10 protein-coding genes are annotated in these 13,925 nt (G+C 72.0%); 4 read left to right on the top strand and 6 right to left on the bottom strand.

Going from position 1 to position 13,925, the window contains the following annotated elements; all coding sequences use genetic code 11:
- Positions 1–139: 139 nt before the first annotated feature.
- From ACESMR_RS23130 to ACESMR_RS23110, 5 genes are all read right to left on the bottom strand, one after another.
- The gene (locus ACESMR_RS23130; protein WP_373049507.1) at positions 140–4,006 is read right to left on the bottom strand and encodes a tetratricopeptide repeat protein; all 3,867 of its coding nucleotides are present in this window, start codon (positions 4,004–4,006) and stop codon (positions 140–142) included.
- Positions 4,007–4,089: 83 nt separating this feature from the next.
- Positions 4,090–6,129, bottom strand: a complete 2,040-nt coding sequence (locus tag ACESMR_RS23125; protein WP_373049506.1) for an ATP-binding protein — start codon at positions 6,127–6,129, stop codon at positions 4,090–4,092.
- A complete protein-coding gene (locus ACESMR_RS23120) occupies positions 6,122–7,624 on the bottom strand; it encodes an ATP-binding protein (RefSeq protein ID WP_373049505.1) in 1,503 nt (500 codons plus the stop codon). The genes ACESMR_RS23125 and ACESMR_RS23120 overlap by 8 nt, the downstream gene beginning before the upstream one ends.
- Complete coding sequence (locus tag ACESMR_RS23115) at positions 7,624–8,088, bottom strand: response regulator (protein WP_373049504.1); 465 nt, start codon at positions 8,086–8,088, stop codon at positions 7,624–7,626. The genes ACESMR_RS23120 and ACESMR_RS23115 overlap by 1 nt, the downstream gene beginning before the upstream one ends.
- A 126-nt stretch (positions 8,089–8,214) precedes the next feature.
- On the bottom strand, positions 8,215–8,706 hold the full coding sequence (locus tag ACESMR_RS23110; protein WP_373049503.1) for a pyridoxamine 5'-phosphate oxidase family protein: 492 nt from the start codon (positions 8,704–8,706) through the stop codon (positions 8,215–8,217).
- Between the two features lie 106 nt (positions 8,707–8,812).
- On the opposite strand from ACESMR_RS23110, the gene ACESMR_RS23105 reads away from it, so the two are divergent.
- The 4 genes from ACESMR_RS23105 (at position 8,813) to ACESMR_RS23090 (ending at position 12,616) form a co-directional block, all read left to right on the top strand.
- Positions 8,813–9,748: a polysaccharide deacetylase family protein gene (locus ACESMR_RS23105; RefSeq protein WP_373049502.1), complete on the top strand. Its 936-nt coding sequence runs from the start codon at positions 8,813–8,815 to the stop codon at positions 9,746–9,748.
- Positions 9,749–9,819: 71 nt separating this feature from the next.
- A complete protein-coding gene (locus ACESMR_RS23100; protein ID WP_373049501.1) occupies positions 9,820–10,674 on the top strand; it encodes a lysophospholipid acyltransferase family protein in 855 nt (284 codons plus the stop codon).
- An 11-nt stretch (positions 10,675–10,685) separates the two neighbouring features.
- Complete coding sequence (locus ACESMR_RS23095; protein ID WP_373049500.1) at positions 10,686–11,627, top strand: SDR family oxidoreductase; 942 nt, start codon at positions 10,686–10,688, stop codon at positions 11,625–11,627.
- Positions 11,628–11,725: 98 nt separating this feature from the next.
- Positions 11,726–12,616: an Hsp33 family molecular chaperone HslO gene (locus ACESMR_RS23090; protein ID WP_373049499.1), complete on the top strand. Its 891-nt coding sequence runs from the start codon at positions 11,726–11,728 to the stop codon at positions 12,614–12,616.
- Positions 12,617–12,700: 84 nt separating this feature from the next.
- On the opposite strand, the gene ACESMR_RS23085 is transcribed toward ACESMR_RS23090, so the two are convergent.
- The gene (locus tag ACESMR_RS23085) at positions 12,701–13,759 is read right to left on the bottom strand and encodes a Leu/Phe/Val dehydrogenase (RefSeq protein WP_373049498.1); all 1,059 of its coding nucleotides are present in this window, start codon (positions 13,757–13,759) and stop codon (positions 12,701–12,703) included.
- Between the last annotated feature and the right edge of the window lie 166 nt (positions 13,760–13,925).

Raw genomic sequence — 13,925 nt, 5'->3', positions numbered from 1 at the left:
CACGGGCGGTGCTCGTTCGTGCACGGGCGGCGGCGGACCGCCCGCAGGGGAGCGAAGGTATAGCAGATCGAACGCGGAGGGGCGCCCGGGGATCTGCCCCCGAACGCCCCTCGTCCAGCCCGAGCGCTTTCGCTCGCCGTCAGATCCGCAGCGTGGCGATCTCGTCCTCGATCTCGGCGCGATCGGTGGCCTCGGGTTTCTTCTCGAGGTAGCGCCGGAAGGCCTTCACCGCTTCGCCGATCCGGTTGCGCTCCTTGTAGGCGTAGCCGAGCTGGCGCCAGGGCATCGCGTCCGCCGGGTCCTCGCTCACCGCCTTCTGGAACCAATCGATGGCCTCGCCGCTCCGGCCCTTCTCCTGGTAGGCCATCCCGAGGCGGAAGGCGACGCCCTGCAGCGAACCGTCCCGCGGCGCCCGGCCCAGGGCCGCGATCGCCGCATCCCAGCGGTTCGACCGCATGTGGGTGTCGGCGATGGCGAGGAGGAGCCGCGTCCTTTCGGGATCGATGGCGAGCGCCGCCTCGAAGGACTTGACCGCCCGGGCACCGGCGTTGAGCGAGAGGTAGATGTTGCCCTGGTGCTCGAGGGCGTCGGCGTGGGCGGGGTAGAGCTTCACCGCGGCCTTGAACGCATCGAGCGCGTCCACCGGATTGTTGGCCTTCTCGAAGACGAGGCCGAGCTCGTAGGGATAGGTGGCGTTCTTGCCGTCGAGGGCGATGGCGCGGCGGAGCGCGTGAACCGCGGCGCTGCCGTCCCCCTTCGCAAGCTGGAAGCGCGCGAGGTAGAGGTAGGTTTCCGGGTTGGTGTTGTCGAGGGAGAGGGCGCCCTCGATGCTCTGGATCGCCGCGTCGATCTGCCCCGCATCGAATTGCGCGGCGCCGAGGCGCGAGAGGATCGCCGCGTTCTTGGGCGCGATCTTCTGGGCGGCCTCGAGGGCGGCGATCGCCCGCTCCATCTCCTTCTGCTTCCAGAGCACCGTCCCGAGCCGCAGGTGGTGCTCGGGGATCGCGTCGTTGATCGCGAGCACGGTCTGGTAGGCGGCAGCCGCCTCCGGGAGCGCCCCCAGCATCTCCAGCGCCCGAGCGCGGCCGAGGTGGGCCGCGGTGAACTCCGCATCGATCCGCACCGCCGCCTCGAAGGCTGCGATCGCCGCTGCGGGCTCACCCGCGGCGAGCCGCACCTCACCCTGCATCGTGTGGGCGCCCGGATCCCCGGGGGCACGCGCCACCGCGTCGCGGATCGCCTCGCGCGCCTCGGCGGTCTTCCCCTGCGCGAGGAGCGTGCGGGCGAGCTCGACGCGGGCGTCGGTGCGCTGCTCGTCGCGCTGGATCGCCTCGCGGAACGAAGCCGCAGCTGCGTCGAGCTTGCCGCTCTTCTCCTCCACGAACCCCTGCAGGAAGAAGAGCCGCGCCTCCTCGGGCTTCTGTTTGCGGAGCGCCTGCACGAGGTTGTCGGCCTGCAGCATCTTGCCTGCAGCGGCCCACGCCCGGACGAGGAGCTCGGCCACGTCGTGATCGGCGTCGGCGCGGGCGCGCACCGCCTCGACCACGGTCACCGCCTGGTCGGCGTCGCCGCGCTCGAGGAGGAAGCGGCCGTAGCGGAGGCGCGCCTCGGCGTTGCCGGCGTCCGCGGCGAGCGCCGCCTCGAAGGCTGCCTTCGCCTCGGTGGGAAGACGCAACCGCGCCAGCGCCGAACCGAGCAGGCCCTGTCCCCGCGCGAGGACCTTGCCGCCGATGCCCGGGACGGCGCCCGCTGCGAGCGCCGCCTCGAGGTGCTTGCGGGCGCCTGCTGCATCGCCGGCCTCGAGCGCGAGGCTGCCCAGCTCCACGGCGGAGGCTGCGTGCTGCACGTCGGCGGCGAAGGCCGCAGCGAGCTTTTCCCGGGCCCCGTCCGCGTCGCCGGTGGCGAGGAGCGCCAGCCCCTGCAGATGCAGGGGCGCTGCTGCCTTCGGGGCGAGGGCGACGGCCTTCTCGAGGAGCGGCAGCGCCTCGCCGGCGTTGCCCTGCGCGAGGTGGGCCTCGGCGAGGAGCAGGGTCGCGTCGAGATCGCCTCCAGGCGCTGCGAGCAGGGGCCCCAGGTGCCCGGCGACGCTGGCCGCCTGGCCTGCGTGGAGCGCCGCCGCAGCGCGCGCCTTGCGGACCTCGGCGTTGCCCTGGCTCGTCGCCACCAGGGCGTCGAGGTAGCTCTGCGCCTGCGGGATCTGGGCGCCGGTGCCGAAGCGGCGCTGGAGGTGGAAGGCTGCCTGCGCCCAGGCGGCACGGGCGTGGACGTCCTCGGGATCCTCGGCGAGGCCACGCTCCGCTGCGGCCAGGGCGCGCTGGTAGGCGGCGAAGTTGTCGCGGCGGATCTCGTCGCGGGCCGCCGAGAGCTGCCGCGCCAGCGGCGTGCCCTCCTCCGGTCCGTCGTAGCCGAGCAGCGGCTTGCGGAACCAGAAGCCGTAGGGCGTCGCCACCTCGAGCACCGCGCCGGAGCCTGCGATGGCCACGGCGGCGGCGGCGGCGATCACCTTGCGATCGATCCGGCGGCGGATCCGCTGCAGGAGCTCGCTCGCCGCCTCCAGCTTCGAGGGCGGCTTCATCCGCAGCACCTCGGAGGGAGTCGGCTGCGGCACGCCATCCTCGTTGAATCCGAGGATCGGCGGCGCGCCGGCGAGGGGCGCCGCGCGGATCGCCGCTGCCAGATCGTGCACCGAGGAGAGCGGTACCCAGGAGACGCCGTCGCGGGAGACCTCCTCGTTGCCGACGAGCTGTCCCTCGCCGAGCATCCGCCGCACCGCATCCACCGGGAAGGGGCCGAAGATCTTGCCGCTGCTGCGCCGCACGTGGAAGCGATCGGAGGCCTGCGCCTCCGCAGGTCCGTCGACGAAGGCGCGGATCGCCTCGTCGGTGTCCGCTGCTGCGGTCGGATCGAATTCGAGGCCGCCGTCCTCGAAGGGCCGGGGGCTCTGCGCCAGCGGCGCCGCGGGAGGCGGCGGCGGCGGCAGATCGAAGGCGACCTCGTCGAACTCGAAGACCTCCGCCTCCGCGGGAGGCGGCGGCGCGGGCGGCGGCGCCGCTGCGGCTGGGGGCGGCGGCGGCGCGGCGAAATCGACGGCGCCGAAGTCGAAGCCGAGATCGGGCGGCGGGGTCTGTGGCGGGCGCATCGCCGTGGTGGCTACAGGCGGCGGCGCTGCTGCCGCTGGGTCCAGGTGCGGCATCTGCGGCGGACGGGCCATCGGTCGCGTCTCGTCGCTGCCGAAGGGACCGGCGTCGAAGTCGACCAGCGAAGGCAGGTCACCGAAGCCCGGTGCTGGAGCGGCGGGCGCTGCGCCAGGCAGCGGCACCGCTGCGCCCGGGGACGATGGCGGGGCGAAGCCCGCGCCGGGAAGTGGCACGGCGCCACCTGCCGGAGGCGGCGGCGCGAAGCCCGAATCGAAGCTGCCGGGCAGCGGCACGGCGCCGGCTGCCGGCGGCGGCGGCGGCGGCGCGAAGTCCGGATCGAAGCTGCCGGGCAGCGGCACGGCGCCACCAGCCGGAGGCGGCGGCGGCGGCGCGAAGCCCGGACCGAAGCTGCCGGGCAGCGGCACCGCGCCGGCTGCCGGCGGCGGCGGCGGATCGAAGAAGGGATCGAAGCCACCGCCCGCGTTCTCGCCACCGGGGAGCGGCGGGGTCATCGAGGGATCGAAGGCCTGCCCCGCCAGCGGCTCGCCACCGGGCAGGGGCACTGCGCCTGCCGCGGCGGCCTGCTGCGACGGCGGCGTCGTGCCGGGAAGCGGCACCGCGCCGGATCCTGCCACCGTTCCCACCGCGGCCCGGGCACCGGGCGGCGGCCCGGCAGGCGGCGCCTTCGGTGCGGCGCCTGCGGCCCCGGGCAGCGGGACGGCAGGCCCTGCAGCCGGTGCCGCTGCAGCCGGCGGGCGCACGGCGAAGACCGCTGCGCACTTCGGGCACTTCATGTTCAAGCCGGCGGGCGGAACACGGCTGTCGTCGACGGTATAGGTGGACTTGCAGCCTGGGCAGGCAATTCTCATCGCGGCCTCGCCTCGGGGAACCGGGCGTCGTATCAGGAGAAATTCCGGGGCGGAGGGTACCACCGGGCCCCCGGTCGATCCAATTACGCGGCGCTTCCGAGCGCCGTGGCAGCCGCCTGCTCGGCAGGTAGCCGGACCACGAAGGTGGAGCCTTCCCCCGGCTTGCTGGTAGCGGTGATCGAGCCGCCGTGCCGCAGCGCGATCTTGCGGCAGATCGCGAGGCCGACCCCGCTCCCCTCGTAGCTTCCGCGGCCGTGGAGCCGCTGGAAGACGGCGAAGATCTTCTCGAGATAACGCTCGTCGAAGCCGATCCCGCGGTCCGTTACCCGGAGCTCGCAGAGGCGCTGGCCACCCTCGCGCACCAGCGCCGCCTCGATCCGGACGTGCGGCGCCCTACCCGGCTCGGTGAATTTGAGGGCGTTGGCGATGAGGTTCTGGAGGACCTGCCGCATCTGGAGCGGATCGGCGTCGATCACCGGTAGCGGCCCCAGCTCGATCGACGCGTTGGTCTCCTCCACCCGCACCTCGAGATCGGCGAGGACCTGCCGCGCCACCTGGGCGAGATCGCACCGTTCGAAGGGGCGCGCGTTGGTCGTGATCCGCGAGAAGCGGAGGAGCCCCTCGAGCAGGTCCTGCATCCGCCGCGCCGCGCCCAGCATGCGCTCCAGGTAGTCGCGCCCCTGCTCCTCGAGCACGGCGCCGTAGCGGCCGGCGAGCCTGTCGCCGAAGGCCTGCACCTTGCGCAGCGGTTCCTGCAGATCGTGCGACGCGATGTAGGCGAAGTCCTGGAGCTCGCGGTTCGAGTCCTCGAGGCGCGCCGCCGTCGCCCGGAGCTCCTCCTCGGCGAGCCTGCGCTCGGTGATCTCCTGCGCGAGCACCATGCCTGCGTAGACCTCGCCCGCCTCGTTGCGCACCGGCACCGCGCGCACCAGGAACCAGCGGCCGTCGAAGGGGATCTCGGCGCTCGTCGCGTCGCCCTCCAGCGCCGCGACGTAGAGGGGCAGGAGCCGCGCCGCCGCTTCGGCCGGAAGGCGCTCGCCGAGGGTCTTCCCCTCGAGGCGGACGTTGGAGAGGCCCAGACCCTCGAGAAGCGGCCCCTCGGCGAGGAGGTAGCGGAGGTCGCTGTCGAAGAGGAAGACCGCCGCGTCGGGCAGGTGCGCAGCGAGGGTCCGATAGAGCTCCTCGCTGCGGTGGAGCGCCACGGTGACGCGCTCGCGCTCGAGCATCTCCTCCTCGAGGGAGTGGCGGGCCCGCTCCGCTTCCCGCGCCCGCGCCCTCGCCACCTGCGCCTGCCGGATCGCGAGGGTGAGCAGCAGGCCGATCAGCGCGCCGCTGGCGCCGACCAGCCAGGGGAGCGGCGAACGTTCCTCGGCGACGGTGGCGAGGAGCGGACTCGCGTCCACCCGCCAGCGCCCGCCGTAGAAGGCCGCCTCGGCGGCGTGGGTGCGCCGCAGGCCCGCCCCGCTGCCCGGCGCGACCCGGGTGTGGATCAGGTCGCCGCCGTCGTGCACCGCCAGGGTGTAGCCCGCGAGCACGCCAGCGTTCCCCTCGAGCACGTTCTCGAGGAAGTCCTCCACCAGGAAGACGCCGAGGATGTAGCCCTGGAAGCCATCGCCGCGGACGATCGGGACCCAGGTCAGAAAGCCGAGCCCCTTGCCGTTGGCGATGCGCAGGGTCCGCGACACCGCCGCGGCCCGATCGCGCCGGGCGCGCTGCAGTGCTTCGAGGCGGCGCTCGTCGAGCGGCACCGGCAGCCCCTCGAGGAAGCGGTTGGGCGCCTGCGGCTCGATCCAGCGGTTGGTCACCTCGGGATCGACGAAGACGAGCGCCTCGTAGCCGCCGAAGTCGCGGAGCAGCCGGGCCGCCTCGTGGCGGAACTGCACCTCGCTGAGCGCGCCGTCCTCGGCCCAGCGCGCGGCGATGCGCTCGAGGGCGAGCACGCGGGTGCGCATCGACGCCTCGATCGCCGCTGCGGCGCTCCGCGCGGCGAGGGCCGTCTTCTGCTCCATCTGCTTCTCCTCCTGGAGCCAGAGCGCGCGGGCGAGCCCGGCGGTGGCGAGGAGGATGGCGCAGCCGGCGAGGAGGGGGAGCCAGGCCCGCAAGCGGGCTCGGTGTTCAGCCATGGGCGAGCGGGTCCTGCCGGGAAGGGGGCAGGATCACGCGGAAGAGCGTGGCCCCCGGCCGGCTCTCCACCTCGATCCGACCGCCGAGGGAGCTCACGATGCCGTCGCAGATCGACAGCCCGAGGCCCGTGCCGGTTCCCACCGGTTTGGTGGTGAAGAAGGGATCGAAGAGCCTGCCGAGGGCCTCGCGGGGTATGCCGACGCCGGAATCGCGAACCTCGATCCAGGCGCTGCCGTCCCCGGCGGTGCGCGTCGCGACCGCGATCACGTTCTCCTCGGGTCTCCCCTCGGGGATCGCCTGCGCGGCGTTGAGCAGCAGGTTCACGAAGACCTGCCCCAGCTGCGACGCGTTGCCCGGCACCGGCGGCACGGGATTGCAGTCGCGCACGAGCCGGGCCCGCTGCCGGATCTCGTTGGTCACCACCGAGAGCGCCGACTCGAGGATCTCGCGGACGTCGATGATGCCCTGGCCCGCCTGTTCGCGCCGCGCCAGCATCTTGAGGTCGCTGACGATGGAGCGGACCCGGTCCGCGCCCTGCTGCGCCTCGACGAGGCTCTCGCGCAGGTTGGCGATGCAGGCCCGTGCCCGCTCGGGCGGGAGCCCCTGCTCCGCCTCCTTCGCCGCCTCGTCGAGCTCGCCGAGGACGAAGCCGAGGTTGGCGATGACCGAGGCGAGCGGGTTGTTGATCTCGTGCGCGACGCCGGCAGCCAGCGTGCCCACCGAGGCGAGCCGGTCGGCGAGGACCAGCCGCTCCTGCATCCGCTTCTTCTCGCTCACGTCCCGAGCGAAGATCACCACCGCCTCGCTGCCGTCGAAGAAGAGCGGCAGGCCGGCCACGTCGATGGTCAGCCGCGCGTCCTCCCGGAGCAGGCGCATCTCCCGCGACTGCCATCCCCCGCTGCCGCGGAGCGAGCGCCGGTCGTCCGGGTGGACGAAATCCCAGACGTTCCTGCCGATGAGCTCGTCGACGGACGAGGCGCCGAGCAGCGCCACCATCTGCCGGTTGGCGTAGGCGAAGAAGCCGTTGCGCTCCACCGCGATGGCATCGGGCGCCCGCTCGATCAGGCTGCGGAAATTGCTCTCCGAGCGCTTGAGGGCGTCCATCGTCCGCGCCCGCTCGATGGCGTAGCGGATCGTGCGCCCGAGGAGCTCCGGGCTGATCTGCCCCTTGACCAGGTAGTCGGCGGCGCCGGCGAGCATCGCCAGGTGATCGAGCTCGGCGTTCACCTGGCCGGTGAGGAGGATCAGCGGGGCGGTGCACCCCTCGGCCAGCGACTCCTGGATGAAGTCGAGGCCGTGCCTGGCGCCGAGGCGGTAGTCGACGAGGTGGACGTCGTAGCCGCCGCGCCTGCTGGCCTTGCGCCCCTCCTCGAAGGTCGGGGCCCAATCCAGCTCGTACCGCTGCGACTCGACCTCCCGGAGGAGGTCGCGGGTGAGCACGAAGTCGTCCTCGTCGTCCTCGACGAGGAGAACGCGCAAGGGGCGCGCCGGCATCAGCGCTCCTCCTCTGCGGCGGGGGGCAGCTCGACGATCTCGAACCAATACCTGCCGAGCATCCGCACCGTCTCGACCAGGGCGGCGAAGGTCACCGGCTTGGCGATGAAGGAGTTCACCCCGAGGTCGTAGGTGCGGAGGATGTCCTCCTCGGCCTTCGACGTGGTGAGCACCACCACCGGGATCCGACGCAGAACCGGGTCGCGCTTGATCTCCTGGAGGGCCTCCCTGCCGTCCTTCTTCGGCATGTTGAGGTCGAGGAGGATCAGGCCCGGACGCGGCGCGGCGCCGGGCTCCGCCCAGGGGCCGCGGCGGTGGAGGTAGTCGAGGAGCTGCTCGCCGTCCTCGACGAAGCGGACGACGTTGGACAACCGGGCTTCGACGAAGGCGTCGCGGGCGAGCATGCGGTCGTCGGGGTCGTCGTCCGCCATCAGGATGGTGATCGGGCGGCGCTGGGATTCCATGTCGTCCTCTCGCGATCCCCCCGGAAACGCGACGATCGGTCGACCGAATCCTAGCCCCATGTCCGATGGGAAACAAATTTCGGGCCGCCCGGGAAGGCCCCCGGGCGCCCGTCCGCTCCCGTGCGGTCAGTGGAGATCGAGCTCGCGCTTCTCGGCGACGGGGGGCCGCTCGTTATCGCTCACGGCGCGGGTCACCGCGGCGAAGAGGACGCCCAGCCTGCCGGTCTTCGGATGAACGTACTCGGCGTGCTCCGGCTCGACCTTGATCAGCACCAGGTCCTTCGAGTCGGGCCCGTCCGGAAACCAGCCCTTCCAGCTCGGCTCCCAGAGCTCGTGGATCTTCTGCCGGTCCTGCACCACCTCCGCCCGCCCGGAGATCGAGACGTAGGTCGCGCTCCGCCCTCCGGCGTGGAAGGCCACGCCGCAGTGGGGATCGCTCTCGAGCTCGTCCACCTTGGCGCTGTCCCGCCAGGTGGCGAACCAGAGGTAGTCCTCGAAGGGCCTGCGCTGCACCGCCATGGGCCTGGTGTGGAAGCGGCCGTTCCGGTCCCGTGTGGTGAAGAGCGCGGTTTCGTAGTCGTGGAGCAGCTCGGCGAGCTCCCTCCTGTCGCCTTCCATCGAAAAATCCTTTCTCCCCCGTCCTTCGTGTCCTTGGTGGAAGCTACGCACGGAGCGGGCCTGAAAGGTCCTTGAGCACGCCTGCCCGTGCGTTAGAGTGCCGCCGATGCAGAAGCTCGCCTGCGTGACGATCAACCTCCAGGGCCTGCCCCACCTCTGCCGCCGGGTCGGGGTCGACGAGCGCTCCCTCGCTCCTGCCGGTGCCGGGGCAGTGACCCGGCGCGCGCCCGAGCGCTACGCCGAGCTCCTCGACCGCAAAGGCGTGCCCGCCACCTTCTTCACCATCGGCGAGGATCTCGAGGACGGCCCCTCCGCGATGGCGATCGGGGAGCTCTTCCGCCTCGGCCACGAGCTGGGGACCCACGGCTGGAGCGGCGACCGCGACCTCGCCGCACGGCCTGCCGGCGCGATCCGCGACGAGCTCGAGCGGGCGGCAGCCGCCCTCGAGGGGCTCGGCGCGCGCAAGCCCGCGGGCTTCCGCTCCCCTGGCGAGACGATCAGCGCCACCCTGCTCGGCATCCTCGAGGAGCAGGGCTACCTCTACGACGCCTCGGTCAACCCCAGCCCGCCGCTCTGGCTCCACCGGGCAGCGCGGCGCCGCGTCCACCGGGCGGAGGCTGCAGGCGAGCGCCCCGACTCCCCCGCCCTCCTCCTCGCGCCGCGCGAGCCCTACCGGCCGAGCCCCCGCGATCCCTACCGGCGCGGCAGCTCCAAGCTGGTCGAGTTGCCGGTGGCCACCGTGCCGATCTCCCGGCTCCCCTTCTCCGGCGCCTTCCTCGCCTCGCTGCCCAAGGCCGCGGTGGCGACGCTCTACCGCGCGGTGCGCTTCCGCGACTTCCTCGCCATCGAGCTGCAGGGCTACGACCTGCTCGACGAGAGCGACGGCGCGAGCCCGGAGCTCAGCAAGCGGCGCAGCGACCTGCGGGTCCCCGCCGCCACCAAGCGGCAGCGCCTCTCCGAGCTCCTCGACTGGCTCAAGAACGATTTCGAGATGGTCACGCTCGAGGAGGCGGCCGCCCGCCTCGCTCCCCGGCTGCGCTGACGAGGTGCGATCGGCGCCGGGGTTGACGGAACGCCTTTCGTGGGCCGATCCGCGCCTGTACGATGCGCGCCATGGCTGAGCCCATCGGCAATCGCGTCGAGCGGACGCTGCGCAACCTCACCTTCCGCATCGGCGGCGGGGACATGCGCGAACGTTTGCAGGCGCTCGCCACCCAGCAGAACGAGTTCGGCGTCGATCCCTTCGGCATGGACATGGATTACGCCCTCGCCGCGATCGGGCCGCTGCTCTGGCTCTATCGCCATTACTTCCGGGTGCGCACCACCGGCCTCGAGAAGGTCCCCCGGGGCCGCGTCCTCCTCGTCTCGAACCACTCGGGGCAGATTCCGCTGGACGGCGCGATGATCGGCGTCTCCCTCCTCACCGAGGCCGATCCCCCCAGGGCGGTGCGCTCGATGGTGGAGAAGTGGGTCCCCACCCTGCCCTACGTCTCGACCTTCATGGCCCGCTGCGGCCAGGTGGTGGGGACGCCGCAGAATTGCATCAAGCTCCTCGAGCGGGACGAGGCGATCCTCGTCTTCCCCGAGGGCGTGCGCGGCCTGAACAAGCTCTTCAGCCAGCGCTACCAGCTGGCCGCCTTCGGCCATGGGTTCATGCGGCTCGCCCTCGAGACCGGCGCCCCCATCGTCCCGGTCGCCGTGGTCGGCGCGGAGGAGCAGGCGCCCGCCCTCTTCGATCTCAAGCCGGTGGCGCGGCTCCTCAAGATGCCCGCGCTGCCGATCACCCCGACCCTGCTCCCGCTGCCGCTCCCGGCGCGCTACCACATCCACTTCGGCGACCCGATGCGCTTCACCGGCAGGCCCGACGACGAGGACGCGGAGCTCGAGCGGAAGGTGAAGCAGGTCCGCGCCGCGATCCAGTCGATGCTGAACGAGGGGATCCGGGAGCGGAAGCACATCTACTGGTAGTGGAGAAAGCCTTGGCCTCGCAGAAGCCCGCCGTCGCCATCACCGGCATCTCGGGAAATCTCGGACGCGCCCTCGCCAAGCAGCTGCACGGCAGGGAGCGGATCATCGGGATCGATCGCCGCCCCTTCCCGGGCCGGCCGAAGGATCTCGAGATCCACCAGGTCGACATTCGCAAGCGGAAGGCCGAGGACCTCTTCCGCAAGGGGAACGTCAAGGCGCTCATCCACATGGGCATCATGCACGACCCGCGGATGAGCGCCGAGGAGCACCACCACTTCAACGTGCTCGGCACCGCCAAGGCGCTCGAATATTGCGCGCGCCACGGGGTGAAGAAGCTCGTGGTCCTCTCCTCGGCCAACGTCTACGGACCGCATCCGGACAACACCAACTTCCTCACCGAGGACGCGCCGCTGATGGCGGCAGCACGCTTCGGCGAGATCCGCGATCTCGTCGAGCTCGACATCCTCGCCCAGTCCTTCATCTGGAAGCATCCGGAGGTGGAGACGATCATCCTCCGGCCGGTGCACATCGTCGGACCCACGATCCGCAACGCCGCCGCGAACTACCTGCGGCTGCGCCACCCGTGGACGCTGATGGGCTTCGATCCGATGATCCAGCTCATCCACACCGACGACGTCTGCAGGGCGATGGTGCTGGCCCTCGAGCGCAGCGGCGCCCGCGGCGTCTACAACGTGGTGGGTCCCGGCGAGGTCCCCCTCTCCGCCGCGATCGCCGAGCTGGGCCGGCACCCGCGGTCGGTGCCCCACTTCCTCGCCAGGCCGGCGCTCGACCGCCTCTTCAAGCTGCGGGTCACCAACTTCCCGCCAGGCGAGCTCGACTACATCCAGTACCTCTGCACCGTCGACGGCAGCCGCTTCGCGAAGGAATTCGGCTGGAAGCCCGATCACGGCCTCCGCGAGACGATCCGCAGCGTCGCCGCCGAGGCGTGGTAGAGCCGGAAGCATCGGCGCCGCCCGGCGGTTCGCCCCCGTTCCCTCTCGTTCGCTCCGTCCGGCTGCCCTGGCCGGGCGGTGGATAGGCTCCAAGTCGCATGTCCCGTGATCATCTCCTCCGCGCCCTTCTCCCCGAGCACGACCTGCGTGTGCTCGTCTGCGACGCCACCGGCGTGGCGCAGCACGCCGCCCACCTGCAGGAATGCAAGCCCACCGCCGCCGAGATCTTCGGGCAGGCGATCGTCGGTGTGCTCCTCGCCGCCGGGCTCGGCAAGGAGCGCCAGCGGGTGACGCTCCAACTCGCAGGCGCCGGCCCGATGAAGGGCCTCTTCACCGACGGCAGCGCCGACGGTTCCGTGCGCGGCTACGTGCGCGAGGGAAACGTCGACTTCCCCGGCCGCGGCCTCGACCTCGACGCGGTGGTGGGGCCGGACGGCTATCTCTCGGTGCTCCGCGAGCTCCCCAATGGCGAGTACTACCGCGCAGCGGTGGAGCTCGAGGACCCGCGCCTCGACCGCAATCTGGAGCACTACTACGCCGTCTCCGAGCAGGTGCCGACCACCCTCTCCATCGACGTGCAGGTGGACGAGGCGGGGACGATCACCCGTGCCGTCGGCGTGGTGGTGCAGCGGCTGCCGGGTGGCGACACCGAGGCGCTGGAGCTGGTGCGCAAGCGGCTCCACGCCGGCGGCCTGGCGCAGGCGCTCGACGGGGAGACGGGCGGCGCGAAGCTGGTGCTGCCGCTGGTGGAGGGTCTCGGCGAGATCGAGGTCCTCGAGGACCTGCCGGTGCGCTACGTCTGCACCTGTTCCCGGGAGCGCGCCCTCCGCGGCGTCGCCGGCGCGGGGCGCGAGGAGATCCTCGACATGGTCGCCCGCGACAGGGGCGCCGAGGTGCACTGCGAGTTCTGCAAGACGCGCTACCACTTCGACGCGCGGGAGCTCCTCGCGCTGGTGGACGAGCTCACGCCCGAGGACGAGCAGAAGTAGCGGCTCCGACACGGACGCCGTGCAAAGAGAAACGCCCGGGCCGCTCGCGGTCCGGGCGTTCTCGGTTGCGGGGGGGCGGCGCGATCAGGCCCCGGCCTTCTTCGCCGCGGCGATCCGCTCGTCGACGATCCGGTCCGCCACCACATCGGGCGTGGTGCCCTCGGCCTTCGCGCGCTCGAGGATCATCAGGATGGTGTCGTAGATCTTCGAGCACTTCTCACGGCTCTGGTTCTCGTCGTAGCCCACGACCTCCTGGGCCACGTTGATCAGGCCGCCGGCGTTGATCGCGTAGTCGGGGGCGTAGACGATGCCGCGCTTCGCCAGCAGGCTGCCGTGGCGCTCCTCGCGGAGCTGGTTGTTCGCAGCGCCGGCGACCGCCTTGCAGCGGAGCTGGGCGAGGGTCTGGTCGTTGATGGCGCCGCCCAGCGCACAGGGCGCGTAGACGTCGACCTCGAGGCCGACCAGCTCCTGCGGCGAGACCACCTTCGCGCCGAGCTCGTCCTGGGCCCGGCGCAGCGCCGTCTCGTTCACGTCGGCGATCCAGAGGTTCGCGCCCTGCTCCTTGAGGAGGCGCGCGAGGTGGTAGCCGACGTGGCCCACGCCCATGATCGCGACCGAGAGGCCCTGCAGATCGCTGCGGCCCATCGAGAACTGCGCCACCGCCTGGATGCCGCGGAGGCAGCCGTAGGCGGTGAAGGGGGACGGGTCGCCGGAGCCGCCCTTCGAGCGGGCGATGCCGACCACGCTCTTCGTCCCCTTGCGGACGTGGTCCATGTCCTCGGGCGAGGTGCCGCTGTCCTCGGTGGTGATGTAGCGGCCCCCGAGCGACTCGACCGCGCGACCGAAGGCGGTGAAGAGCGCCGCACGATCGAAGGGGCCCTTCGGCAGCATGATCACGGCCTTGCCGCCGCCGTGGGGCAGGCCTGCCAGCGCCGCCTTGTAGGTCATGCCGCGGGCGAGCCGGAGCACGTCGTCGACGGCGTCCGCCTCGGTCTCGTAGGTCGAGAGGGCGCGGGTGCCGCCGAGACCTGCGCCGAGGGTGGTGTCGTGGAGCGACACCAGGGCCTTCAGGCCGGTCTCCGCGTCGTGGAAGAAGTGGACCGACTCGTACGCCTTGCCTGCCATCACCGGGAAGAGGTCCATGCTCGCTCCATCGCCGCGACGAGGACCGCGGCTCGCGTGGGGTTGTAGGCGCCGCCCCGGACGCTGTCGAGGCGCAAAGCGTCATCGTTGGCGAAAGGTCCTCTACCCCACACGGGGGGCGGCGCTTTCTAGCGGTCGGTGTCGAAAATCGACACCGCTCGTACCA

It is taken from the genome of Vulgatibacter sp. (assembly GCF_041687135.1).
Taxonomy (GTDB): Bacteria; Myxococcota; Myxococcia; order Myxococcales; family Vulgatibacteraceae; genus JAWLCN01.
The sequence above is the reverse complement of the archived record's forward strand: the minus strand, read 5'-3'. Positions and strand labels throughout refer to the sequence as shown.